Consider the following 23,021-nt stretch of genomic DNA (forward strand, 5'->3'; position numbering starts at 1 on the left):
GATCGCTGATTTTGGGGCTGCTTCGCAGCCCAGCGGGAGCAAGCTCCCTCGCCACAAAAGCCCGAATCAGGCCAGGAGTTTTTGCAGCTGAGCCGTGGTATCCGCCGCGCCCATGGTCTTGGCCGCGTCCAGCGCAGACACGCCATTGGCGTCCTTGGCTTTCGGATCGGCGCCTTTGCTGATCAGGTAGTCGATGATTTCGACGCGGTTGAACATCGCCGCCATCATCAACGCAGTGCGTCCGTCGAAGGACGAACCTTCCACTTCAGCGCCACCCTCGACCAACGCCTTGACCACTGCCAGATCACCCTTGAATGCCGCGCCGGCAATCGGGCTCTGGCCGTTGTCGTTGCGAATCTCGGGATCGGCCTTGTGTTCGAGCAAAACTTTTACGGTGTCGACATGGCCGTGGTACGCGGCGAGCATCAGTAAAGTGTCGCCCTTGTGGTTGCGCAGGTTCGGCGGCAGGCCCTTGGTCAGCAGCGCAGCCATCATGGCCGCATCGCCCTCGCGCGCTTTGTTGAACACCTGTTCGGCAAATTCAGCAGCCTCTTCGGGGGTCATCTGGCGGCTTTTGTCTGACATTGGGGACTCCACATTCGGTCAATCGGAAAGCCGATAGTTTCCCGAGCAGCCCGGAACCTGTCACTTGTTTTTTCTCATGGACAGTCATAGCGATATTCAATAGCGACCCTTTCAATAGCGATGCCTGCCTCCGTAAATATCCGCCAGCACCTGCTCGGTGACTCGCACGTAGGTTTCGGTGCCCGGCAGCCAGGCATAAATCGGGTCATCGCCGGTTTTGCTCGGATCGAAGGCTTCGTCCTTGAGCCGGGTCTTCTGGTACTTGAAGGTCCCGGTGGTTTCCATTTTCACTTTCACCCGCAGGAACAGTGGCACCGCATAGGCCGGCATTTGTTGCCTGGCGAACGCCAGCAACTCACTGAAATCCAGGGTCGCCAGGGATTCGGCCGGGGTGATGGCCGCCATCCCCGCCCGCCCGTTGGTGTTGTGGATTTCCACGCCATAGGCCACGGCTTCGGCGATGTGCGGGTGTTGCAACAGGATGTTCTCGACCTCGGTAGTGGAGACGTTTTCGCCCTTCCAGCGGTAGGTGTCGCCCAGGCGATCGACAAATTGCGCATGACCGAAACCGATGTTGCGCAGCAGGTCACCGGTATTGAAGTAGCGGTCGCCCTTCACGAACACATCGTGGAGCACCACTTTTGCGGTCTTCTGCGGATCGGTGTAGCCGTCCAGAGGTGCCTTGTCGTCGATCCTCGCCAACAACAGCCCCTGCTCGCCCTTGGCCACTTTGCGCATGAAGCCCTTGGCATCCCGCGTGGGGGCACCGCTGTCGTGGTCGTACGCCACCAGCTCCCAGGACATCAGGGAAAAGCCAATGGTGTTGTCGAAGTTGAGGATGTTGGTGAAACCAATATTGCCGTCGCTGGCGGCGTACAGCTCGCAGATGTGGTCGACGGCAAATCGCGTCTTGAACTCGTTCCACGCGCCGGGGCGCAGACCATTGCCGATCATCTTCCTCACGCTGTGCCGACTGTCGTCGACGCTGCGCGGTTGATCCACCAGGTAGCGACACAATTCGCCAACGTACCCGAGGGTGGTCGCCCGGTATTTGCGCACGTCGCTCCAGAACTGGCTGGCGCTGAACTTGCGGCGGATGGCAAACCCCGACGCCCCGCTGATCGCCGAGCCCCAGCACACGCAAAGCCCGGTGGCGTGGTACAGCGGCAAGGTGCAATAGACGACGTCCTGCGGCTGCATGTCCAGGGCGATCAGCCCGAAGCTGGCGGAGCTGCGCATCCAGCGGCCGTGTTTGAACACCCCGGCCTTGGGCAACCCGGTAGTGCCCGAGGTGTAGATATAGAAACAAGGGTCATCGAAAAAAACCTGCCGGCTGCTGACGGGATTGTCACTGGGCGCGTCGCAGCTGGCCGCCATCAGGTTAATGAAGCCATCGGGCGTTTTGCCCGGATCACGGTCAGTATCTTGATCGGCGACAAACCAGGTGCGCGCCACATCGATGGCCACCCGCTCGCGGACCGCATTGAAGGCCGGAACCAGCTCTTCTCCGACCACAATCCCTACAGGCGCCACCAGATTCAGGCTATGAACCAGGGTATCGCGGGTCTGGGAGGTATTCAGCAAGGCGCTGATCGCACCGACCTTGGCCACCGCCAATATCGTCACCAGCAGTTCCACACGGTTCTCGATAAACACCGCGACCACATCGCCCTTGCCGATGCCTTGGGCAATCAGGTGATGGGCGATGCGGTTGGCCCACTGATTGGCCTGTGCATAAGTGAGCATCACGTCGCCCTGCAGCAATGCCGGGCCATCGGGATTGCGCAACGTCGCCTGCTCGAAGCTCCAGCCGAGACCACACGGTTGGGTCGGGTCCTTGACGTTGGCGACTTTCATGCCCTTCACCACGCGGGGGATGGCTTTGGCAATGGAAGGCAGCTTGCGGAGCATCATGCCCCAGGTAATCGTGTCGTGCAGCGTGCGGCTCATGGTTGCTCCCGTTCGATCTTTTTATTGTCGGGTGGCGTTGATTGAGGCCGAAAATACGTCAGGGCTTCTTGAGCTGTACACGCGGTTTTTGCAATGTTTTGTATCCGCGACCGATGCCTTCGCAAAGCGGAACTCCGCCGTTGCGATTGGTTCCATCCAGTTGTCGACGATCTCGCAAAATGCAGGATGCACGATGGCCATTCATGCAAATTGCACGAAAGCCAAAAAATCGTAAAAATATAACTTACTGATTTATATGAAATTTTAAAAATATAGGTGCTGGCACAATCACTGCAACTACCCCTCCATGTTGCCCTTCAAGCACAAAATGGAGCTGATAGACATGAGCCTGATCCAGGAAAAATTTTCGTCGCTGTTCTCCAACTTCGAAGTGACCACCCAGCCCCGGCCGGATGGCGGCATTCTGCTGACCCTGCGCAGCCACGACGGTAAAGTCTTCAAACGTTCGATTTCCTACCAGCAATTGCATGCCGGCGATCAGCTGTCATGGGTCATCAGCGCGATTCGCCGTGACGTCGCCGAACAGGCCAGCGAACTGCCGCAGATTTCCATGCTGCAAAGCCAGCAACGGTTCGCGCTGCCGACCTATCACTCGGCATAAACCGTCACAGCGCTATAAACGATCAGGCCGTGAGAGCTTTCGCTTCACGGCCTGAGTTGTTTCTACGGCTGATGTTTAAAAGGCAGACGGACTGATCCGCGCAAAACTGTCCACCGTCACATGCCCTGCCAATTCCCCGCCTTCACGGGCCAGGCCACAGGTGGCCATACCGGCCGTGCGCGCCGCGTCGAGTTCCTGAACGATGTCGGACAAAAACAGAATCTGCGAAGCCTCGACACCAATCGCCTGGGTGATGCGCTCATAGGACTGCGCTTCGCGCTTGGGCCCTGAAGTGGTGTCGAAATAGCCACTGAACAGTGGCGACAGATCCCCCGCCTCCGAACAACCGAAAATCAGTTTTTGCGCCTGAATCGATCCCGAGGAATACACAAACAGTTGATAGCCTTCCTGATGCCAGCGTTTCAGCGCTTCAACGGCGTCCGGGTAAACGTGGCCTTTCAACTGCCCGGCCAGATACCCCTGCTCCCAGACCATGCCTTGCAACGCCTTGAGCGGCGTGGCCTTGCGGTCTTCGGCGATCCAGCCCAAGAGGATTTCGATAACCCGCTCGACGTCGGCTTGCGGTTCACCGCTGTCACGCCGAACAGCGGCGAGCTGTTCGGCGACGTCAACACGTTCGGCATTTTCGCGAACGAAGTCCGGCAGGTGTTTGGCCGCGTACGGGAACAACACGTCGAACACAAAACTCACCGCGCTGGTGGTGCCTTCGATATCGGTGAGAATCGCTTTGATCGGCATCGGTTCAGTCCTCAAGACACGGGAAGTGGCTGGCGATGTCATCGCCGGTGAAGTTGGCCACCCAGCCTTCGGGGTTGTTGAACAGGCGGATTGCGACGAAATGCGGGTTTTCACCCATGTCGAACCAGTGCTTTGTGCCGGCTGGCACCGAGATCAGGTCGTTCTTCTCGCAGAGCACGGCGTACACGTAATCGTCGATGTGCAGGGTGAACAAGCCACGGCCAGCGACGAAAAATCGCACTTCGTCTTCGCCATGACGGTGTTCATCGAGGAACTTGGCACGCAACTCGGCTTTTTGCGGGTGATCGCTGTTCAAGCTGACCACATCGACGGTGATATAACCGCGCTCGGTCATCAGCTTGTCGATTTGCTCCTGGTACGCGGCGATCACTTCTTCCTGACTGGCGCCGGGCTGGATTTTCGCTGCGGCTTGCCAACGGTCGAAACGCACGCCCTGCTCGGCCAGGGTCGAGGCGATGTCTTCAAAGTGGGTCAGCACCTTGTTCGGAATGTCAGGGCTTGAGACGTGGTAAACGGACAGGCTGCTCATCAGGGCAACTCCTTAACAGTTCATGCATTACGGTTAAAGAGCGAGCGCGTCTTCAACTCGCACTCGAACAAAAATTCAAAAGCCTCGATCTGCCGCAGTGCGTCGCTCATGCGCGCGCCCCACGTGTAGAGGCCATGACCGCGAATCAGGTAGCCGACGCAATCAGGGTGGGTGTCGAGCCAAGGCTGCACCTTGGCGGCCAGCCGCGCAATGTCCTGGTCGTTGTCGAAAATCGGCACGCGCACCCGGGACTCGTGGGTCGACACGCCGCTGAAGGCCTTTTGCAGTTCGTAGTCTTCGAACTCGATGAAATCTTCCGGCGTCAGGCGCGACAGCACCGTGGCGTTCACCGAATGGGTGTGCAGCACCGCGCCGATCTCCGGACGCCAGCTATAGAGTTGGGTGTGCAACAGGGTTTCGGCGGACGGTTTCTTGCCAGGCTCCAGGCTGTTGCCCGACAGGTCGGTGGCCAACACATCATCAAGCCCCAGCTGACCTTTGTGCTTGCCGGACACCGTCAGCAAGGCTTCGGTCGGCGACAGGCGGGTCGAGTAATTGCTGCTGGTGGCCGGCGACCAGCCGCGACCATACAGAAAGCGCCCGGCGTCGATGATTTCCTGGGCGAGGTGTTCACGGGTAAGGCTCATGGCCTGTCCTCTTGCATACGTGTGGCAATGATAACGGCAGCGGCAAAGGCTGCGAGGCTGGCAATACTAAAGGTCAATGTGGCGCCGAGGGCATTCCAGCTGTAGCCGGAATACAACGCGCCCAGTGCACCGCCGGTGCCGGCCAGCGCGGCATACAACGCCTGGCCCTGGCCTTGCTGGCGCGCGCCGAAGCTACGTTGCACGAACTGGATGGCAGCGGCGTGAAAGCTGCCGAAGGTGGCGGCGTGCAGCACCTGGGCGAACAACAGCACCCAAAGGAACTCGGCAAACGAGCCGAGCAACAACCAACGCAAAGCCGCCAGCAGGAAACTCGCCAGCAGCACCCGGCGTACCGAGAAGCGCGCGAGAATCTTGCTCATGAACAGAAACATCAAGACTTCGGCGACCACGCCGACCGCCCAGAGCATGCCGATCAGCCCGCGACTGTAACCGAGTCGCTCAAGGTGCAAGGTCAGAAAGGTGTAATACGGCCCGTGACTCATCTGCATCAGCGCCACGCACGCGTAAAACGCCAATACTCCGGGGTTGCGCAATTGCTGGAGGAATCCCTCCCCCGTCAACCGTTCACCCTGGACCGGTTGCGCGTTGGGCACCCAGAGACTGCTGACGACGATCCCGGCCATGATCAGCACCAGTGCCACCGGGTAAATGTCGAGGCTGAGCCATTCGAACAATCGGCCCAGCGCCACGACAGTGATGATGAAACCGATGGAGCCCCACAGGCGAATCTGACTGTAACGCGAGGTCTGTCCCCGCAAATGAGCCAGGGTGATGACCTCGAACTGCGGCAACACCGCATGCCAGAAAAACGCGTGCAAGGCCATGACCATCGCCAGCCAGGCGTAGCTTTTGCTGACGAAAATCAGCGAGAAGGTCAGCAAGGTGCAGGCGGCGCCGAAACGCACGATCGCCAGGCGTCGCCCGGTGTAGTCACCGAGCCAGCCCCAGATATTCGGCGCCACACAGCGCATCAGCATCGGGATCGCCACCAGTTCGCCAATGCGTGCGGCGCTGAAGCCCAGATGATCGAAGTACAGCGCCAGAAACGGCGCTGTCGAACCGAGCAAGGCGAAATAGAACAAGTAGAAGCTGGAAAGCCGCCAGTACGGGAGCGCCGCCACCGTCATCAGACTGTAGCGGCTTTCAGATCAGCCATTAAAGCTGCCCCAACACCGGAGTGCTCACGCGCACATCGGCGTTCTGCCCGCGGTGACGCAGCAAGTGGTCCATCAGCACGATGGCCATCATCGCTTCGGCGATTGGCGTGGCGCGGATGCCGACGCACGGGTCGTGACGCCCCTTGGTGACGACCTCCACCGGGTTGCCATGGATATCGATGGAACGGCCCGGCGTGGTAATGCTCGATGTAGGCTTGAGCGCCAGGTGCGCAACGATCGGCTGACCCGACGAAATGCCGCCGAGAATGCCGCCGGCGTTGTTGCTGAGGAAACCTTCCGGGGTCATTTCATCGCGGTGTTCAGTGCCACGCTGGGCGATGCTGGCAAAACCGGCGCCGATTTCCACGCCCTTGACCGCGTTGATGCTCATCAGCGCATGGGCCAGTTCGGCGTCGAGGCGGTCGAAGATCGGCTCGCCGAGGCCCGGCATCACGCCTTCGGCGACCACGGTGATCTTCGCGCCGACCGAATCCTGGTCGCGACGCAACTGGTCCATATAGGCTTCCAGCTCCGGCACTTTGTCCGGGTCGGGGCTGAAGAAGGCGTTATCTTCCACCGAATCCCAGGTCTTGAACGGGATTTCGATCGGGCCGAGCTGGCTCATGTAGCCACGAATGACGATGCCCTGGGTGGCCAGGTATTTCTTGGCAATCGCGCCGGCGGCTACGCGCATGGCGGTTTCACGGGCCGAACTGCGACCGCCGCCGCGGTAATCGCGCTCACCGTATTTGTGATGGTAGGTGTAGTCGGCGTGGGCCGGACGGAACAGATCCTTGATCGCCGAGTAGTCCTTGGACTTCTGGTCGGTGTTGCGGATCAACAGGCCGATGGCGCAACCGGTGGTGCGGCCTTCGAACACGCCGGAAAGGATTTCGACTTCGTCGGCTTCCTGGCGCTGGGTGGTGTGGCGGCTGGTGCCGGGCTTGCGGCGGTCCAGGTCGCGCTGCAGGTCCTCAAGGGAGATCTCCAGGCCCGGCGGGCAGCCATCGACAATGGCGACCAACGCCGGACCATGGCTTTCGCCCGCGGTGGTGACAGTGAACAGCTTGCCGTAGGTATTGCCGGACATGCAGGACGCTCCGTGAAATCGAACCTAAAATACGTAATGCGCGCCAGTATACGCAGGCTACCCAAGTAGTTCATCCTCGAACCTTATGGGTGCCTGCGAGTCCAACCGGCACCTTGTTGATGATGGCGTGATGATGCTGCGAGTTCTAGCCTTGAGCCTTACCCTGTTTACCGGTTTTGTACAGGCCTCAGTCCTGCAACGCCCGATCACCCTGGACACCGGCAGTGGCGAGCTTTTCGGCTCGCTGTTGCTGCCCAAGTCCGACACGCCGGTACCGGTTGTCCTGATCATTTCCGGCTCCGGCCCTACGGATCGTGACGGAAACAACCCCGACGGCGGGCGCAATGACAGCCTCAAACGGCTGGCGTGGGTGTTGGCCAAACACAACATTGCCAGTGTGCGTTACGACAAACGCGGCGTGGCGGCGAGCCTTGCGGCAACGCCCGATGAACGCAATCTGTCGGTGGAAGCCTATGTGGCCGATGCCGTGGCCTGGGGGCAGAAGCTCAAGGCCGACCCGCGTCTGGGCAAACTGATTTTGCTGGGCCACAGCGAAGGTGCGTTGATTGCCAGCCTGGCGGCGCCAAGTGTCGACGCCGCGGCGGTGATTTCCCTGTCCGGCAGCGCGCGGCCGATCGATCAAGTGCTGCGCCAGCAGTTAAGCAATCGCTTGCCGCCGGCCTTGATGCTGCGCAGCAATGAACTGCTCGACAGCCTCAAGGCCGGCCACACTGACGACAACGTGCCGCCGCAGTTGCAGGTGATTTTCCGCCCCAGCGTGCAGCCATACCTGATTTCACTGTTCCGCCAGGACCCGGCAGCCGCCTTCGCCAAACTGAAGATGCCGGCACTGATCATTCAGGGCAGCAACGACATCCAGGTCGGCGTGGGTGACGCCAGGGCGCTCAAAGCCGCCAAACCGGACGCCGAACTGGCACTGATCGAAGGCATGAACCACGTCATGCGCATCGTGCCCAACGACGTGAAGCGGCAATTGGCCTCCTATAAAGATCCGCAATTGCCCCTGGCGGCGGAACTCGGCGCACGAATCCTCGGATTTATTGACGGACTTCGCCCCAGTTAAGCTCCAGTCCTGAAAAAAACGGCCGATAAGCCTTTGTCGCCAGCGCTATGACTGGCGGCAACAGGGCTTGGACAGGATCTCGCCGTTATGACTGATACCCAGACTTCACCCGACTCCACCGCTGAAAAAGACACACCGCCAGCGGTCGAGCTGCCGTGGGCGGACGTCCACGTCGAGCACCACAAAATGCTCCGCCTGGCGCCGTTGCAAACCGACCGTAACACCGGCGGCCGACCGCTGCGCTTTGTCGAATTCGGTTACGCCGAACGCAACAGCAAGGAGCACAGCCTGCTGCGCATGGCCATCAAGCTGCCAGGCCAACGGGTACGCAAAGAACAGAATCATCTGGATGTGTGGGTCGATCACGCCGCCAAACGCGTGCATTTCGCTCCGGATAGCGGCTTGCAGATAGAGCCGATGAACCGTGGCATCGGGCGCTATATGGCGGCTCAAGGCATCACTTGGGCGAAGAAACGATGGCCCGCCTACACCGTCGACGGCACCGACCTGAACAACAAGGACGCGTTGAACGAAGACACGCGCCTGCGCCGCGACCACTTTCTGCGGGTGCACGGTTTTGACGTGGCCTACGCCGATGCCCAGCATTTGAAGGGCAGCGTCAAAGAGGTGCAGATCGGTGATTTGCTGGGCGACTGGAACAGCGAAAAGCTGCAACAGGTGGAAATCCTCGAAGCCGCGCAGATGCTCCAGCAAGCCGAGCAGAACCTGGCGGAACAGGAAGTCAAACTGAAGAAACACGAAGAAAAGGTCAGCAAGTACAAGCGTGAAGACGCTGGATTGCGCTTTACCATTACCTGTCTGGTGGCGTTTGCGGTGTTTCAGGCGGGGTTGTTGATCTGGATTGCCACGCATCGGTAACCGACATCAAACCCAATTGTGGTGAGGGAGCTTGCTCCCTCACCACAATATTCGGGGTCAGACGCGAGAAGCGAACAGCGCCTGATGATCGCGGCACTGCTCGGCGGTCAGCATGAACACCCCATGCCCACCGCGCTCGAACTCCAGCCAGGCGAAATCGACTTCCGGGTACAACGCCTCGACGTGAACCTGGCTGTTACCCACCTCGACGATCAATAAACCTTTCTCGGTCAGATGATCCGCCGCTTCGGCGAGCATGCGGCGCACCAGGTTCAAACCGTCGTCGCCACAGGCCAGGCCCAGCTCGGGTTCGTGTTGATATTCGTCCGGCATGTCGGCGAAATCTTCCGCATCGACGTAAGGCGGGTTCGACACGATCAGGTCGAAACGTTGCCCTGGCAAACCATCGAAACCATCGCCCTGAACGGTGAACACGCGCTCGTCGACACCGTGGCGCTCGATGTTCTGGTTAGCCACTTCCAGTGCTTCGAACGACAGGTCGGCCAAAACCACTTCGGCGTTCTGGAACTCATAGGCACAGGCGATACCGATGCAACCGGAGCCGGTGCACAAGTCGAGAATGCGCGCAGGTTCGGCACCCAGCCACGGCTCGAAACGTTTTTCGATCAGCTCGCCAATCGGCGAACGCGGGATCAGCACGCGTTCGTCAACAATGAACGACAAACCGCAGAACCAGGCTTCGCCCAGCAGGTAAGCGGTCGGAATGCGTTCTTCGATGCGGCGCTTGAGCAAGCGTTGCAGATTGACCAGCTCATCGTCCTCCAGACGGCAGTCCAGATAGCCGTCGGCGATTTCCCACGGCAAGTGCAGCGCACCCAATACCAGTTGACGGGCTTCGTCCCAGGCGTTGTCGGTCCCATGGCCGAAAAACAGATCCTCCCCATGGAAGCGGCTGACGGCCCAACGGATATGGTCACGCAGGGTACGAAGGCGGGAAGTGATCACGGGGTAGACTCCAGAAAAAACGACTGACGATTCTAACAGCCAAAAGGCGCCGCGACGACGCAGGAAAAACACCGGATCAGATGTAGGACTCTTCTATTTTTTCAGCGAGCTATTGAACAGAACGAGTATCTTGACAAGGCTGCGAGCCAGCAACGGCGGTGCCTGCGATGGAAGCGATTCACAGAAGCGCTCAGCCAGAGGACAATGCCGCAAAAGCCCCACCCGAAGGAGCCCCAGAATGTCCGTTCCAAAAACGATGTTTCAACTCAGCGGCCGTGGTTACGCAGCGGCCAATCTGGGTCATGCGACCCTAGTCATCATCGATGCCCAGAAAGAATACCTCAGTGGTCCGCTGGCCCTGAGCGGCATGGATGCTGCCGTCGCGAACATCAAACACCTGCTGACCGCTGCCCGTGCAGCCGGTCGGCCAATCGTGCATGTGCGTCACCTCGGCACCGTCGGTGGGCTGTTCGATCCCCAGGGCGAACGCGGTGAGTTCATCCCGGGCCTGGAGCCACAGGGCGACGAAACCGTCATCGGCAAATTGCTGCCAAGCGCGTTTCACGGCACCGAACTGTACGATCGCCTGCAACAACTGGGCTCGCTCGACCTGATCGTTTGCGGTTTCATGAGTCACTCCAGCGTCAGCACCACCGTGCGTGCGGCGAAGAACCTGGGCTTTCGCTGCACTCTGGTGGAAGACGCCTGCGCGACGCGGGATTTGCCTTGCAAGGGCGGGATCCTCAGCGCCGAACACGTTCAGCAGACCGAAATGGCGATCATGGCGGACAACTTCGCCACCCTCGCCCTGACCCGCGATCTGATCTGATCGACCGTCGATGAGCGGCCCAAACCGCCGCTCATCCGCAAAAGCCTCTCATTTGCCGTAATTGCCCTAGCCTCAGGAACATCCCGGTCAACTCCCGGTCGAAGGGCCGATACCCATTGAGGAAGGTCGGAATGAAGTTATCCGATGGTTTTGATGCACGCCGCTTGCGGCCCAAGGGCCAACGCAACTGGCGATTTCGTTTCGGCGCAGCGTTCGCTGCCCTGCTGGCGATGTGCGGTGTATTGCTGGCGATGGCCGGCGCGGCCAGCCTGCTCGGGCGGCCACCGGCGTTGGGCGAGTTGAATGCCAGCCCGCTGGGCTCGTCGATCATTCTGGCGGTGGGCGTGTTCGTGCTGTACCTCGGCGTGTCGCTATGGCGCCGCTGCCGTCGCCGTTCGCGCCAGTCGCGAGAGCTGAACATAGCCCCGCACCTGATGAAAAAACACGACTGAATCAAAGGCCTGGCGTTTTGACGGGCCTCAATTGTTATGGATAGCGCTCCGACTTGGGTAAACTGCCCCCCCTTCGCGGAGGCTGACATGCAAGACGACGATTTTTCCCTGTTCAAAAGCGCGATCCAAGGCGTCAAGCCGATCAAGCACGATCGCGCTGAAACCGGCAAACCCAAGGCCGACCGCGCGCAAATCGCCAAGCTGCGCCAGGCCGCCACTGTGCGCACCGATGCGACCACCGTTGACGGGCTGTCCGATCAGTTTGTGATTGATGTCGGCCCGGAAGACGAGCTGATGTGGGCGCGTGACGGTGTTCAGGAAAGCCAGATGCGCAAGCTCAAGATCGGACAGATTCCGTTCGAAGGCAGCCTTGACCTGCATGGCATGAACGTGGAAAAGGCCCGTGAAACCCTCTGGGCGTTTCTGGCCGAAGCAACTAAATTCGAAATCCGCTGCGTGCGCGTCACCCACGGCAAAGCCGTGCGTCTGGACGGCAAGCGGCCGATGATCAAGAGTCACGTCAACACTTGGCTACGTCAGCATCCACAGGTGCTCGGCTTCACCTCGTGCCAGCCGAAACACGGCGGCGCCGGAGCGGTTTACGTGATGCTCAAACGAACCATGATGGAAGGTCGCGACGAGTAAAGCTGTCGCTTCACGCTTGCAGCGCCGTGTTTGCCACCGTACCCTTGCCCTTTGCGTAAAATCCCACAGGTAGTTTCATGTCCCTGGAACAGAATTACACCGCGATTCTCGGCCAATTGGGCGAGGACGTGTCCCGCGAGGGCCTGCTCGACACGCCAAAACGTGCCGCCAAAGCCATGCAGTACCTCTGCCGCGGTTATGAACAGACGCTGGAAGAGGTCACCAACGGTGCCTTGTTCAGCTCCGACAACAGCGAGATGGTGCTGGTCAAGGACATCGAGCTCTACTCGTTGTGCGAGCATCACCTGCTGCCGTTCATCGGCAAGGCGCACGTTGCCTATATTCCGAGCGGCAAGGTACTGGGACTGTCGAAAGTCGCGCGGATCGTCGATATGTACGCCCGCCGCCTGCAGATCCAGGAAAACCTCAGCCGCCAGATCGCCGATGCGGTCCAGCAAGTCACCGGCGCCCTGGGCGTGGCGGTGGTGATCGAGGCCAAGCACATGTGCATGATGATGCGCGGTGTGGAGAAACAGAATTCGACGATGATCACCTCGGTGATGCTCGGTGAGTTCCGCGAAAACGCCGCCACCCGCAGCGAGTTTCTCAGCCTGATCAAGTAATTCGCAGCACGAAGAAAACCGGCACTGATCGCCGGTTTTTTTTCGCCTGCGAAAAATCAGGTAAGCTGCGCGCCTTCTGTTTGCCCTGAGAGACTTATACCGTGTTCGTAAAAGCGCTTCGTGTCGGCCTCGGCCAACTGATCATCTTCATCGATTTCATCACCCGTCCAGGTAAGAAGCAGCGCCCCGCCGCCGCTCAGGCCCAGGTCGAAGCGGCCGCCAAGGACCTGACCCTGTATCAGTTCCATGCCTGCCCGTTCTGCGTGAAAACCCGTCGCACCCTGCGTCGCCTGAACGTTCCGGTGGCCTTGCGCGATGCCAAGAACAGCGAACAGGATCGCCAGGCCTTGCTGGAGCAAGGCGGCAAGATCAAGGTGCCGTGCCTGCGCATCGAAGAGAATGGCCAGACCACCTGGATGTATGAGTCCAAGGTGATCATTGATTATCTGGATAAGCGGTTTGCTGCGGTCTGACGCTTCTGTGGCGCCGGTATAAACACCGCAAAACCCGAACAAAAATAAACCGGCCAATTGGCCGGTTTATTCGTTTCTACACCCTCCCCCACCAACAGCCTCAGGCTGCTTGCGCCGCCTGGGCCTGACGCACCACCGCTGCCAATCGCTTGAGCCCTTCGTCCAGCCGTGCCGGGTCAATGTGGCTGAAATTCAGCCGCAGATGGCCGGGGTTGTTATCCGGCTCAGGGAAAAACGGTTCGCCCGGCATGAACGCCACATCTGCTGCCAGCGCCGCTTTGAGCAGCGAGCGGGTATCCAGCGGCTGCTTGAGCGTCAGCCAGAAAAACAGCCCACCCTGCGGCACGTTCCAATCCGCCAGATCGGAAAAATGCCTCTCCAGTGCCAACTGGAACGCATCCCGACGAACCCGGTAGAAGTCCCGCAACTCGCCTAAATGCTGCTGGTATTTCGCAGTACCGATCCATTGCAGCGCTTGCCATTGCCCGATGCGGTTGGTGTGCAGATCGGCCGATTGCTTGAGCCGCAGCAAATGCGGGAACAGGTCCGGACTGGCAATCAAATAACCAACCCGCAGGCCCGGCAGCAGGGTTTTCGACACGGTGCCGGTGTAGATCCAACTGGCCTTGGTCAAGCGGCTGACGATCGGTGTGGCGCTGCCGCCATCGAAGGTCAGTTCGCGATAGGGTTCGTCTTCGATCAGGGTCACGCCGAACTCGTCGAGCAACGCTGCCACCGCATCGCGCTTGGCTTCGCTGTAGCGCACCGCCGACGGATTCTGAAACGTCGGGATCAAGTAGATGAACGCTGGCTTGTGATGTTCCAGACGGCTGCGCAGTTGCGCCAGGTTCGGGCCATCAGCCTCCAGCGGGACGGTGATGCAGTCGGCGCCAAACAGCTGAAAAATCTGCAACGCTGCCAGGTAGGTCGGCGCTTCAAGCAGGATTTGGGTGCCTTTGTCGATGTGGAGCTTGGCCGCCAGATCGAGGGTTTGTTGCGAACCGCTGACCACCAGCACCTGACTCGCCTCACACGGCACGCCCAACGCCCGGGCTTCGGCCGCCAACGCTTCACGCAGTGCCGGCTCGCCTTCGCTCATCCCGTATTGGCCCATGGACAGCGGCATCTGCGCCCATTCGACTTTCGGCAGCATGGCTTCGGCCGGCAAACCGCCGGCGAACGACATCACTTCCGGGCGCTGGGCGGCGGCGAGGATTTCACGGATCAAAGAACTTTTAAGGCGCGAGACACGTTCGGAAAAAGCCATGGGGGTCACCGGTAGCGGGGCCTGAGGAAAATGAGTCAAACTGATTGACCGAAATTACGACAGAACGAGCGGATACGTCAACATGCTTGACCTTAAAAACCCCACCACCCAGCAACAAGCCATGGAAGCGTTCTTCTTCGGCTATCAGGCCTTCACCGCCAAGGCTGATGAAATGCTCGAGCGTCGCGGCTTGAGCCGGGTGCATCAGCGCATCGTGTTTTTCATCGCGCGTTATCCGAACCTGAGCGTCAAGGAGTTACTGGCGCTGCTCGGCGTGACCAAGCAGGCGCTGAACATTCCGCTGCGGCAGTTGGTGGAAATGCATTTGGTGAACAGCGTCGCGTCCCTGACCGACAAGCGTAAGCGGCTGCTGGAACTGACTGTGGAAGGCGCGCGGTTCGAGCAGTCGTTGCGGCGCGAGCAGGTGAAATTGCTCGAGCGAGTGTTTGCCGAGGCTGGGGAAACGGCGGTGAATGGGTGGTTGGCGGTGAATCAGGCATTGGGGGAAGTAACCAGAGTTGATCGGGACGACACCTGACTGTGGCGAGGGAGCTTGCTCCCGTTCGGCTGCGCAGCAGTCGCAAAGAACGATAACGCCGGTATGCCTGAAAAATTGCCACCGCCTGAGTCGGGCCGCTGCGCGCCCCAGCGGGAGCAAGCTCCCTCGCCACAAACAGCTCGCTACACATCACATTTCATATCTATATACCCCGCCTGCCATTTTTTTCGTCTACAAAATCAAAAACATTATTTGCTTTATTTGTATACAAAAGCATAATTCGCTTCGTGCGAGTTCCTGACCATTGGGTCAACAAATTCGCAAGCACCTCAAAGGGTCGCTGCCACCCTCATGGGTCCGGCCCTGGAAATAACAATAAAACTCTTGAGGAGTACTCGCTGTGGAAAGCCGCAAATCCGAAGCCTCGACGCTGGAACTCTCGCCGCCGTTACGCAATGGCTGGCTGGAGCGCATCTTCAAACTCAGCTTGCACGGCACCACGGTGAAGACCGAGCTGATCGCCGGTCTGACAACCTTCATCACCATGGCCTACATCATCTTCGTCAACCCCAACATCATGGCCGACGCCGGGATCGATCACGGTGCCGCGTTCGTGGCCACCTGCATCGCCGCCGCGCTGGGCTGCCTGTTGATGGGTCTGTACGCCAACTGGCCGGTGGGCCTGGCGCCGGGCATGGGCCTGAACGCATTCTTCACCTACACCGTGGTCGGCACTATGGGCTACAACTGGGAAACCGCTCTCGGCGCGGTGTTCGTGTCCGGCGTGTTGTTCATGTTCCTGACCTTTTCCCGGATTCGTGAATGGCTGCTCAATAGCATTCCGGTGAGCCTGCGCTTCGCCATGGGTGCGGGTGTGGGCCTGTTTCTGGGGCTGATCGGCCTGAAAACCTCGGGCATCGTCGTCGATAGCCCGGCCACCCTGATCAAGCTCGGCTCCCTGCGCGAGCCCGGCCCGCTGCTGGCTGCCATCTGCTTCCTGATGATCGCCGTGCTCAGCTACCACAAAGTGTTCGGCGCGATCCTCATCAGCATCATCACCGTGACCCTCGCCGGCTGGGGCCTGGGCCTGGTGCACTACGAGGGCATCATGTCGGCCCCGCCGAGCCTGGCACCGACCTGGATGGCCATGAACATCGCCGGCGTGTTCAACGTCAGCATGATCAGTGTGGTGCTGGCCTTCCTCTTTGTGCACATGTTCGACACCGCCGGCACCTTGATGGGCGTCGCCCAGCGCGCCAACCTGGTGAACGCTGACGGCCGGATCGAAAACCTGTCTCGTGCCATGAAAGCCGACAGCGCCTCCAGCGTTTTCGGGGCGGTGGTGGGTGTTCCGCCGGTCACCAGTTACGTGGAAAGTGCCGCTGGCGTAGCGGCGGGTGGTCGGACTGGTCTTACCGCCGTGACCGTAGGTGTGCTATTTATTGCCGCAATGTTTTTCGCACCGCTGGCTGGCATGATCCCCGCTTATGCAACCGCCGGTGCGCTGATTTATGTAGCGATGCTGATGATGGGCGGCATGGCGCACATCGAATGGGAAGAAGCGACCGACAGCATTCCGGCGATCGTCACCGCGATCATGATGCCGCTGACCTTCTCGGTCGCCGACGGCATCGCGCTGGGCTTCATCACTTACGTGGTGCTGAAGGCCGGCACCGGTAAGTACAAGGAAATATCCGTCAGCCTGTGGGTGCTCTGCGCGATCTTCATCGCCAAGTTCATCTTCTTGTAAGCGTCACGCGGTACGCGTTTCAAACCAGCCTCACCCCGTCGGGTGGGGCTTTTGTGCATAGGGAGGATAGTGATGAGTCTGGAAACCTGGCTGCTGTTCAGCGGCGCTGCGCTGGTGGTGATCCTGATACCGGGGCCACTGTCTTTGCTGATGATCAGCAACAGTCTGAATTACGGTTTGCGTCGTTCTTACCCGGCGTTTCTCGGAGGCGTGTTTGCCTCGATCTGCCTGCTCAGCGCTTCGGCGTTCGGCTTGGGCGCATTGCTGCTGGCGTCGGAACAGCTGTTCAGCGCTCTGAAAATCGTCGGCGCGCTGTACCTGTTCTACCTCGCCTGGCAGAGCTGGCAGCAATCGCGCCAACCCTCCCTGGGCGCCGAAGTGCCCCAGGCTGCGCCGGTGCCACGCTTTCGTGCACTGTTCGGGCGCGCGTTCATGCTCGGCGCCAGCAACCCGAAAGACATTTTGTTCTTTGCCGCGTTCCTGCCGCAGTTTTTGAGTGCCGAACAACCGTTCCTGCCGCAGTTGCTGGTGATGATTGCCACCTGGACCGTGCTGGATCTGCTGTGCAAGCTGGCTTATGGGCTGGGGGCTCATGGCGCGGCGCGGTATCTGCGTAGCGGCAAGGGGCAAAGCTGGTTTAACCGGGTCAGTGCCGGGTTGTTCAGCGGTGCGGGCGCGGCCTCATTGTTGAGCCGCTAAGGGCAAAAGATCGCAGCCTCGTTGCACTCGACAGCTCCTACAGGGGGAATGCGTTTCCATGTAGGAGCTGCCGAAGGCTGCGATCTTTTGACTTTCCACCAGGCGAAAAAAAGCCCGCAGTGTGAGCGGGCAAAAGACCAAAGAAGCTATATGCGCAGTCGCTTCCAGGTTGAGGCAGCTGCTTGGGGGATCAGCTGCCGCGATACGTGGAATAGCTGTATGGCGAAATCAGCAAAGGCACATGGTAGTGATCCTGTTCGGCAGAAATGCCGAACCGCAGCACCACCACGTCGAGGAACGCAGGCTCAGGCAACTGAACGCCATGGGCGCGGTAGTAATCGCCCGCATGAAATTGCAGCTGATAGACCCCGGTACGGTAGTCATCACCTTGCAGCAACGGCGCATCGACCCGGCCGTCGCTGTTGGTGAGCGCCGTGGCGACCAGCTCCAGCTGCGAGCCTTCGACGCGGTACAGCTCGACCTTGATCGAACTGCCCGGGCAACCGTGTGCAGCGTCCAAAACGTGTGTAGTCAAACGTCCCATTGGTTCTGCGCGCCTGCCTGCGTGGAGCAGTCAGACCTCGCACCTCCCGAAGTCAGTTGAAAAGGACACCGCACCGTTCCGGAGCACGAAAAGTTGCGGTGAGCGACTGATTAAGACATTTTTCAAAAAAATTGTACACAATAAAAACGACATTTTTACGACCACCAACGGCATTCATGGTTTGCGGGCGAATCTTGCGCCAAACCATAAGATCAGTGGACCTTCTATCCATTAGCTGACCAGTCAGGCAGGTTTCTTGCAGTACCCTCCAATGAGAGCAGTCAGTGAAAAATGCAAAAAATCAGGCTTACAAAGTGAATATAAAGTTGTATACAATCACTCCATCGCTGTGACGCCAGCCTGCCCTCTCATCGCCAGGCCGCCACACACACCCTGACTTCGAACAAGTCGACACGAACAAGAAGGAAGACTGCAGTGAGCGCTGACTACCCACGCGACCTGATCGGTTACGGCAGTAACCCTCCTCACCCACACTGGCCGGGCAATGCCCGCATCGCCCTGTCCTTCGTGCTCAACTACGAGGAAGGTGGCGAGCGCAATATCCTTCACGGCGATAAAGAGTCCGAAGCCTTCCTCTCGGAAATGGTCTCGGCGCAGCCGCTGCAAGGCGAGCGCAACATGAGCATGGAATCCCTTTACGAGTATGGCAGCCGTGCCGGCGTCTGGAGGATTCTGAAACTGTTCAAGGAATTCGACATCCCGCTGACCATCTTCGCCGTGGCCATGGCCGCCCAGCGTCACCCGGACGTGATCCGCGCGATGGTCGAGGCCGGCCACGAGATCTGCAGCCACGGCTATCGCTGGATCGACTACCAGTACATGGACGAAGCGCAGGAACGCGAGCACATGCTCGAAGCGATCCGCATCCTCACCGAAATCACCGGCGAGCGCCCACTGGGCTGGTACACCGGCCGCACCGGTCCGAATACTCGTCGGCTGGTGATGGAGGAAGGCGGTTTCCTCTACGACTGCGACACCTACGACGACGACCTGCCCTACTGGGAACCGAACAACCCGACCGGCAAGCCACACCTGGTGATTCCGTACACCCTGGACACCAACGACATGCGCTTCACCCAGGTCCAGGGTTTCAACAAGGGCGACGACTTCTTCGAATACCTGAAAGACGCCTTCGACGTGCTGTATGCCGAAGGCGCCGAGGCACCGAAAATGTTGTCGATCGGCCTGCACTGCCGGCTGATCGGCCGCCCGGCGCGCCTGGCCTCACTCAAGCGCTTTATCGAATACGCTAAAAGTCATGAACAGGTGTGGTTCAGCCGCCGCGTCGACATCGCTCGCCACTGGCAGCAAACCCATCCGTACCAAGGGGCTGCCAAATGAGCCACTTCCAGACACTGAAACCCTCGACCCTGAGCCGCGACGCGTTTGTCGCCGCCTTCGCCGACATCTACGAACACTCGCCATGGGTGGCCGAAAAAGCCTTCGATCTGGGCCAGGACACCTCGATCGACGAGATCGAAACACTGCACCAGCGCATGAGCGACATCCTGATGAGCGCCGATCACGCCAGCCAACTGGCCCTGATCAACGCGCATCCGGACCTGGCCGGCAAAGCTGCCGTCCAGGGCCAACTGACCGAAGCCAGCACCCATGAACAGGCTGGCGCCGGTATTCACCAATGCACGGCCGAAGAGTTTGAGCGCTTCACCGAGCTGAACGACGCCTACAAGGCCAAGTTCAAGTTTCCCTTCATCATGGCGGTAAAAGGCAGCGACCGGCATCAGATCCTCGCGGCGTTCGAAACGCGCATTCACAATTCGGTCGACACCGAATTCAAATGCGCGCTGGCGCAGATCAACAAGATCGCGTTGTTCCGATTACTGACCCTATAGCGAGCTTTGCCCGAGTGTTCTCAAACGCAAACAGCACCCAGGGCACTGCAAGCATCCCAAGCCAACTTATTAAAGGCAGACAAGAAGAATGAAAGCTTACGCCGTACCTTTCGAGAAGTTCGTCAACCTGGCCGACGCCCGTCTGGGCACCAAAATCATCTCGGTCACCGATGACTGGTTCGCAGACGCCAACCGTCTGTTCCAGCCGACCCCGGCCGTGTGGAAGGAGGGCGTGTTCGATGACAACGGCAAGTGGATGGACGGCTGGGAGTCGCGCCGCAAGCGCTTCGAAGGCTACGACAGCGCGGTGATCCGCCTGGGCGTACCGGGTTCGATCAAAGGCGTGGACATCGACACTTCATTCTTCACCGGCAACTACCCGCCATCGGCCTCCCTGGAAGCCTGCTTCCTGGCCTCGGGCGAGCCGGACGAAAACACCCAGTGGACTGAAGTGCTGTCGGCCGTCGAGCTGCAGGGCAACAGCCATCACTACCACGAAATCAATAACGACCAGGCGTTCAGCCACCTGCGCTTCAACATCTATCCGGATGGTGGCGTGGCCCGTCTGCGCGTGTACGGCATTCCGTTCCGCGACTGGTCGGCCGTTGGCGACAACGAACAAGTCGACCTGGCTGCAGCCCTGAACGGCGGTCGCGCCCTCGCCTGCTCCGATGAACACTTCGGCCGCATGAGCAACATCCTCAACCCGGGCCGTGGCATCAACATGGGCGATGGCTGGGAAACCGCACGTCGTCGTACCCCGGGCAATGACTGGGTGATCGTCGCGCTGGGCCATGCGGGTGAAGTCGAGAAAGTCATCGTCGACACCCTGCACTTCAAGGGCAACTACCCGGACAGTTGCTCGATCCAGGGCGCCTTCGTGAAGGGCGGCACCGACAGCCAGATCGAAACCCAATCGCTGTTCTGGCGCGAACTGCTGCCAAGCCAGAAGCTGGAAATGCACGCCGAACACACCTTCGCCGAACAGATCAAGGCGCTGGGCCCGATCACCCACATCCGCCTGAACGTGTTCCCGGATGGTGGTGTGAGCCGCCTGCGCGTTCTCGGCAAGGTCGCGAAGTAATGCCGAGCCTGTAGGAGCCGGCTTGCTGGCGATAGCGCCCTCACTGACGCCATCGCCAGCAAGCCGGCTCCTACAAAAGCAGTACCCCAACACATTCGAGATTAAGAAGACCAGCATGCGCACATTGACGATTGAACCGCTGACCAAAGAAGCCTTCGCCCCTTTCGGTGACGTGATCGAAACCGACGGCAGCGATCACTTCATGATCAACAACGGTTCGACCATGCGCTTCCACAAACTGGCGACGGTGGAAACCGCCACGCCAGAGGACAAGGCGATCATCAGCATCTTCCGCGCCGACGCGCAGGACATGCCGCTGACCGTGCGCATGCTGGAGCGCCATCCGCTGGGCAGTCAGGCGTTCATTCCGCTGCTCGGCAACCCCTTTCTGATCGTGGTCGCGCCACTTGGCGATGCACCTGTATCAGGCTTGGTCCGCGCCTTCGTCACCAACGGCAGGCAGGGCATTAATTACCATCGCGGCGTCTGGCACCACCCGGTGCTGACGATCGAAAAGCGGGATGACTTCCTGGTGGTTGATCGCAGTGGCACAGGCAACAACTGCGATGAGCATTTTTTCCAAGAGGATGAGTGTTTGATCCTCGCCCCCCACCAATAAGAGAAGGTCTGATCACTCGACAACAAGGGTGACAGGCGAGAGGTAAAGACTGTGGAAGCACATCTGTTGGAATGGCTGAACCTGAGCGTGCGCTGGGTTCACATGATCACTGGCGTGGCCTGGATCGGCGCGTCGTTCTATTTCGTCTGGCTGGAAAACAACCTCAATCGGGTCAACCCGAAAAACGGGCTGGCGGGCGATTTGTGGGCAATCCATGGCGGCGGTATCTACCACCTGGAAAAATACAAACTGGCTCCACCGACCATGCCGGACAACCTGCACTGGTTCAAATGGGAAGCCTATTTCACCTGGCTGTCGGGGATCGCGCTGCTGTGCGTGGTGTTCTACTCCAACCCGACGCTGTACCTGCTGGCTCCGGGCAGCACCCTGAGCGGCCCTGAAGGCGTGGCTATCGGCCTCGGCTCGTTGTTCATCAGCTGGTTCATCTACTCCTTCCTCTGCGACTCGGCCCTGGGCAAACGCCCTGCCCTGCTAGGCGCAATCCTGTTCGTGCTGATCATCGGCGCCGCCTACGGCTTCAGCAAAGTGTTCAGCGGTCGTGGCGCGTACCTGCACGTCGGCGCGATCATCGGCACCATCATGGTTGGCAACGTGTTCCGCATCATCATGCCAGCCCAGCGCGCACTGGTGGCGGCGATCGCCGAAAACCGCACGCCCGATCCGGCGCTGCCGGCCAAAGGTTTGCTGCGTTCGCGGCACAACAACTACTTCACCTTGCCGGTGCTGTTCATCATGATCAGCAACCACTTCCCGAGCACGTACGGCAGCCAGTACAACTGGCTGATCCTGGCCGGGATCGCGGTGCTGGCGGTGTTGGTGCGTCACTACTTCAACACCCGTCACGACAGCCACAAATTCGCCTGGACCCTGCCCGTTGCGGCGGTCGGCATGATTTGCCTGGCCTACGTGACCGGCCCGGCGCCGATGTCCAGCGCACCTGAAGTGGCCAAGGCACCTGGGACCATCGAGTACCAGCCGCTGCCGGAAACCGCCCTGGGCGGTGGTGCCAAACCTGAAGCGGCGAAACCTGATGCGCCTGCCGCTGCACCGGCCCAAGCCTCGAATCAGGGCCCGACGTTCGACAAGGTTCACAGCGTGATTCAGGAACGTTGCGCGGTCTGTCACTCGGCCAAACCCACCAGCCCGCTGTTCAGTGCCGCACCGGCCGGCGTGATGTTCGATACGCCAGAACAGATCCGCCAAAACGCTGCCCGCATCCAGGCTCAAGCGGTCACCAGCCAGATCATGCCACTGGGCAACATCACCCAGATGACCCAGCAGGAACGTGACCTGATCGGCGCGTGGATTGTTCAGGGAGCTCCGACCAAGTAA

General features: G+C 59.7%; 26 protein-coding genes. 16 read left to right on the plus strand and 10 right to left on the minus strand.

Annotated elements, in window-relative coordinates; genetic code table 11:
• Positions 1 to 66: 66 nt before the first annotated feature.
• Complete coding sequence (locus FFH90_RS21580) at positions 67 to 585, minus strand: ankyrin repeat domain-containing protein (RefSeq protein ID WP_019648228.1); 519 nt, start codon at positions 583 to 585, stop codon at positions 67 to 69.
• Between the two features lie 111 nt (positions 586 to 696).
• On the minus strand, positions 697 to 2,535 hold the full coding sequence (locus tag FFH90_RS21585) for a long-chain-acyl-CoA synthetase (RefSeq protein ID WP_111454651.1): 1,839 nt from the start codon (positions 2,533 to 2,535) through the stop codon (positions 697 to 699).
• A gap of 343 nt (positions 2,536 to 2,878) precedes the next feature.
• Here FFH90_RS21585 and FFH90_RS21590 point away from each other — a divergent pair, with 343 nt between their 5' ends.
• A complete protein-coding gene (locus FFH90_RS21590; protein ID WP_018925205.1) occupies positions 2,879 to 3,157 on the plus strand; it encodes a DUF3509 domain-containing protein in 279 nt (92 codons plus the stop codon).
• Between the two features lie 75 nt (positions 3,158 to 3,232).
• On the opposite strand, the gene mtnC is transcribed toward FFH90_RS21590, so the two are convergent.
• The 5 genes from mtnC to aroC are packed head-to-tail and all read right to left on the minus strand — an operon-like array spanning position 3,233 to position 7,381.
• Positions 3,233 to 3,916 (minus strand): acireductone synthase, encoded by a 684-nt coding sequence (gene mtnC, locus FFH90_RS21595; RefSeq protein WP_111454650.1) that lies wholly within the window; start codon positions 3,914 to 3,916, stop codon positions 3,233 to 3,235.
• Positions 3,917 to 3,920: 4 nt separating this feature from the next.
• Positions 3,921 to 4,466: an acireductone dioxygenase gene (locus FFH90_RS21600; protein WP_018925203.1), complete on the minus strand. Its 546-nt coding sequence runs from the start codon at positions 4,464 to 4,466 to the stop codon at positions 3,921 to 3,923.
• Positions 4,467 to 4,486: 20 nt separating this feature from the next.
• On the minus strand, positions 4,487 to 5,113 hold the full coding sequence (locus FFH90_RS21605) for a methylthioribulose 1-phosphate dehydratase (RefSeq protein ID WP_138866066.1): 627 nt from the start codon (positions 5,111 to 5,113) through the stop codon (positions 4,487 to 4,489).
• Complete coding sequence (locus FFH90_RS21610; protein WP_168206180.1) at positions 5,110 to 6,261, minus strand: MFS transporter; 1,152 nt, start codon at positions 6,259 to 6,261, stop codon at positions 5,110 to 5,112. The genes FFH90_RS21605 and FFH90_RS21610 overlap by 4 nt, the downstream gene beginning before the upstream one ends.
• A gap of 28 nt (positions 6,262 to 6,289) precedes the next feature.
• Positions 6,290 to 7,381 (minus strand): chorismate synthase, encoded by a 1,092-nt coding sequence (gene aroC, locus FFH90_RS21615; RefSeq protein ID WP_018925200.1) that lies wholly within the window; start codon positions 7,379 to 7,381, stop codon positions 6,290 to 6,292.
• An 85-nt stretch (positions 7,382 to 7,466) separates the two neighbouring features.
• On the opposite strand from aroC, the gene FFH90_RS21620 reads away from it, so the two are divergent.
• Entirely contained in the window at positions 7,467 to 8,465 is a 999-nt protein-coding gene (locus FFH90_RS21620; protein WP_019579707.1) for an alpha/beta hydrolase, read from the plus strand.
• An 87-nt stretch (positions 8,466 to 8,552) separates the two neighbouring features.
• The gene (locus tag FFH90_RS21625; protein WP_019648220.1) at positions 8,553 to 9,344 is read left to right on the plus strand and encodes a hypothetical protein; all 792 of its coding nucleotides are present in this window, start codon (positions 8,553 to 8,555) and stop codon (positions 9,342 to 9,344) included.
• A gap of 57 nt (positions 9,345 to 9,401) precedes the next feature.
• Here FFH90_RS21625 and prmB read toward each other — a convergent pair whose 3' ends face one another.
• The gene (gene prmB / locus FFH90_RS21630) at positions 9,402 to 10,310 is read right to left on the minus strand and encodes a 50S ribosomal protein L3 N(5)-glutamine methyltransferase (RefSeq protein ID WP_138866068.1); all 909 of its coding nucleotides are present in this window, start codon (positions 10,308 to 10,310) and stop codon (positions 9,402 to 9,404) included.
• Between the two features lie 238 nt (positions 10,311 to 10,548).
• On the opposite strand from prmB, the gene FFH90_RS21635 reads away from it, so the two are divergent.
• The 5 genes from FFH90_RS21635 to FFH90_RS21655 all read left to right on the plus strand — a co-directional run bounded on the left by FFH90_RS21635 (position 10,549) and on the right by FFH90_RS21655 (position 13,332).
• On the plus strand, positions 10,549 to 11,139 hold the full coding sequence (locus tag FFH90_RS21635; protein ID WP_018925196.1) for a cysteine hydrolase family protein: 591 nt from the start codon (positions 10,549 to 10,551) through the stop codon (positions 11,137 to 11,139).
• Positions 11,140 to 11,270: 131 nt separating this feature from the next.
• Positions 11,271 to 11,591: a hypothetical protein gene (locus tag FFH90_RS21640; protein WP_018925195.1), complete on the plus strand. Its 321-nt coding sequence runs from the start codon at positions 11,271 to 11,273 to the stop codon at positions 11,589 to 11,591.
• A gap of 87 nt (positions 11,592 to 11,678) precedes the next feature.
• On the plus strand, positions 11,679 to 12,236 hold the full coding sequence (locus FFH90_RS21645; protein WP_008005647.1) for a Smr/MutS family protein: 558 nt from the start codon (positions 11,679 to 11,681) through the stop codon (positions 12,234 to 12,236).
• A gap of 77 nt (positions 12,237 to 12,313) precedes the next feature.
• Positions 12,314 to 12,859, plus strand: coding sequence for a GTP cyclohydrolase I FolE (folE, locus tag FFH90_RS21650; RefSeq protein ID WP_007988130.1), 546 nt, complete (start codon positions 12,314 to 12,316; stop codon positions 12,857 to 12,859).
• A 101-nt stretch (positions 12,860 to 12,960) separates the two neighbouring features.
• Positions 12,961 to 13,332 carry a glutathione S-transferase N-terminal domain-containing protein gene (locus FFH90_RS21655; RefSeq protein WP_105339707.1) on the plus strand — a complete coding sequence of 124 codons (372 nt, stop codon included), beginning with the start codon at positions 12,961 to 12,963 and terminating at the stop codon, positions 13,330 to 13,332.
• A 100-nt stretch (positions 13,333 to 13,432) separates the two neighbouring features.
• On the opposite strand, the gene FFH90_RS21660 is transcribed toward FFH90_RS21655, so the two are convergent.
• Positions 13,433 to 14,599 carry a PLP-dependent aminotransferase family protein gene (locus tag FFH90_RS21660; RefSeq protein ID WP_138866069.1) on the minus strand — a complete coding sequence of 389 codons (1,167 nt, stop codon included), beginning with the start codon at positions 14,597 to 14,599 and terminating at the stop codon, positions 13,433 to 13,435.
• A gap of 82 nt (positions 14,600 to 14,681) precedes the next feature.
• On the opposite strand from FFH90_RS21660, the gene FFH90_RS21665 reads away from it, so the two are divergent.
• From FFH90_RS21665 to FFH90_RS21675, 3 genes are all read left to right on the plus strand, one after another.
• On the plus strand, positions 14,682 to 15,137 hold the full coding sequence (locus FFH90_RS21665; RefSeq protein WP_138866070.1) for a MarR family winged helix-turn-helix transcriptional regulator: 456 nt from the start codon (positions 14,682 to 14,684) through the stop codon (positions 15,135 to 15,137).
• Between the two features lie 361 nt (positions 15,138 to 15,498).
• Complete coding sequence (locus tag FFH90_RS21670; RefSeq protein ID WP_064619262.1) at positions 15,499 to 16,848, plus strand: NCS2 family permease; 1,350 nt, start codon at positions 15,499 to 15,501, stop codon at positions 16,846 to 16,848.
• A gap of 72 nt (positions 16,849 to 16,920) precedes the next feature.
• Complete coding sequence (locus FFH90_RS21675) at positions 16,921 to 17,547, plus strand: LysE family translocator (protein ID WP_018925190.1); 627 nt, start codon at positions 16,921 to 16,923, stop codon at positions 17,545 to 17,547.
• A gap of 190 nt (positions 17,548 to 17,737) precedes the next feature.
• On the opposite strand, the gene uraH is transcribed toward FFH90_RS21675, so the two are convergent.
• On the minus strand, positions 17,738 to 18,091 hold the full coding sequence (gene uraH, locus FFH90_RS21680; RefSeq protein WP_138866071.1) for a hydroxyisourate hydrolase: 354 nt from the start codon (positions 18,089 to 18,091) through the stop codon (positions 17,738 to 17,740).
• A gap of 435 nt (positions 18,092 to 18,526) precedes the next feature.
• On the opposite strand from uraH, the gene puuE reads away from it, so the two are divergent.
• The 5 genes from puuE to FFH90_RS21705 all read left to right on the plus strand — a co-directional run bounded on the left by puuE (position 18,527) and on the right by FFH90_RS21705 (position 23,021).
• Positions 18,527 to 19,453: an allantoinase PuuE gene (gene puuE, locus FFH90_RS21685; protein WP_007940832.1), complete on the plus strand. Its 927-nt coding sequence runs from the start codon at positions 18,527 to 18,529 to the stop codon at positions 19,451 to 19,453.
• Positions 19,450 to 19,965: a 2-oxo-4-hydroxy-4-carboxy-5-ureidoimidazoline decarboxylase gene (gene uraD / locus FFH90_RS21690; RefSeq protein WP_018925188.1), complete on the plus strand. Its 516-nt coding sequence runs from the start codon at positions 19,450 to 19,452 to the stop codon at positions 19,963 to 19,965. Before puuE ends, uraD begins: the two co-directional genes overlap by 4 nt.
• Before the next feature lie 88 nt (positions 19,966 to 20,053).
• Complete coding sequence (alc, locus tag FFH90_RS21695) at positions 20,054 to 21,049, plus strand: allantoicase (protein ID WP_007940834.1); 996 nt, start codon at positions 20,054 to 20,056, stop codon at positions 21,047 to 21,049.
• A 115-nt stretch (positions 21,050 to 21,164) separates the two neighbouring features.
• Positions 21,165 to 21,668, plus strand: coding sequence for an ureidoglycolate lyase (locus tag FFH90_RS21700; RefSeq protein ID WP_018925187.1), 504 nt, complete (start codon positions 21,165 to 21,167; stop codon positions 21,666 to 21,668).
• A 51-nt stretch (positions 21,669 to 21,719) separates the two neighbouring features.
• Complete coding sequence (locus tag FFH90_RS21705) at positions 21,720 to 23,021, plus strand: urate hydroxylase PuuD (protein WP_019648213.1); 1,302 nt, start codon at positions 21,720 to 21,722, stop codon at positions 23,019 to 23,021.

Origin of the sequence: Pseudomonas sp. ATCC 43928 (assembly GCF_005938665.2) — a bacterium.
Lineage (GTDB): Bacteria > Pseudomonadota > Gammaproteobacteria > Pseudomonadales > Pseudomonadaceae > Aquipseudomonas.

Bases quoted from the DNA above. Each gene is read 5' to 3' on its own strand.
- FFH90_RS21580 (WP_019648228.1), bottom strand. From the start codon at position 585: ATGTCAGACAAAAGCCGCCAGATGACCCCCGAAGAGGCTGCTGAATTT.
- FFH90_RS21585 (WP_111454651.1), bottom strand. From the start codon at position 2,535: ATGAGCCGCACGCTGCACGACACGATTACCTGGGGCATGATGCTCCGC.
- FFH90_RS21590 (WP_018925205.1), top strand. From the start codon at position 2,879: ATGAGCCTGATCCAGGAAAAATTTTCGTCGCTGTTCTCCAACTTCGAA.
- mtnC (WP_111454650.1), bottom strand. From the start codon at position 3,916: ATGCCGATCAAAGCGATTCTCACCGATATCGAAGGCACCACCAGCGCG.
- FFH90_RS21600 (WP_018925203.1), bottom strand. From the start codon at position 4,466: ATGAGCAGCCTGTCCGTTTACCACGTCTCAAGCCCTGACATTCCGAAC.
- FFH90_RS21605 (WP_138866066.1), bottom strand. From the start codon at position 5,113: ATGAGCCTTACCCGTGAACACCTCGCCCAGGAAATCATCGACGCCGGG.
- FFH90_RS21610 (WP_168206180.1), bottom strand. From the start codon at position 6,261: ATGACGGTGGCGGCGCTCCCGTACTGGCGGCTTTCCAGCTTCTACTTG.
- aroC (WP_018925200.1), bottom strand. From the start codon at position 7,381: ATGTCCGGCAATACCTACGGCAAGCTGTTCACTGTCACCACCGCGGGC.
- FFH90_RS21620 (WP_019579707.1), top strand. From the start codon at position 7,467: ATGGGTGCCTGCGAGTCCAACCGGCACCTTGTTGATGATGGCGTGATG.
- FFH90_RS21625 (WP_019648220.1), top strand. From the start codon at position 8,553: ATGACTGATACCCAGACTTCACCCGACTCCACCGCTGAAAAAGACACA.
- FFH90_RS21635 (WP_018925196.1), top strand. From the start codon at position 10,549: ATGTCCGTTCCAAAAACGATGTTTCAACTCAGCGGCCGTGGTTACGCA.
- FFH90_RS21640 (WP_018925195.1), top strand. From the start codon at position 11,271: ATGAAGTTATCCGATGGTTTTGATGCACGCCGCTTGCGGCCCAAGGGC.
- FFH90_RS21645 (WP_008005647.1), top strand. From the start codon at position 11,679: ATGCAAGACGACGATTTTTCCCTGTTCAAAAGCGCGATCCAAGGCGTC.
- folE (WP_007988130.1), top strand. From the start codon at position 12,314: ATGTCCCTGGAACAGAATTACACCGCGATTCTCGGCCAATTGGGCGAG.
- FFH90_RS21660 (WP_138866069.1), bottom strand. From the start codon at position 14,599: ATGGCTTTTTCCGAACGTGTCTCGCGCCTTAAAAGTTCTTTGATCCGT.
- FFH90_RS21665 (WP_138866070.1), top strand. From the start codon at position 14,682: ATGCTTGACCTTAAAAACCCCACCACCCAGCAACAAGCCATGGAAGCG.
- FFH90_RS21675 (WP_018925190.1), top strand. From the start codon at position 16,921: ATGAGTCTGGAAACCTGGCTGCTGTTCAGCGGCGCTGCGCTGGTGGTG.
- uraH (WP_138866071.1), bottom strand. From the start codon at position 18,091: ATGGGACGTTTGACTACACACGTTTTGGACGCTGCACACGGTTGCCCG.
- uraD (WP_018925188.1), top strand. From the start codon at position 19,450: ATGAGCCACTTCCAGACACTGAAACCCTCGACCCTGAGCCGCGACGCG.
- alc (WP_007940834.1), top strand. From the start codon at position 20,054: ATGAAAGCTTACGCCGTACCTTTCGAGAAGTTCGTCAACCTGGCCGAC.
- FFH90_RS21700 (WP_018925187.1), top strand. From the start codon at position 21,165: ATGCGCACATTGACGATTGAACCGCTGACCAAAGAAGCCTTCGCCCCT.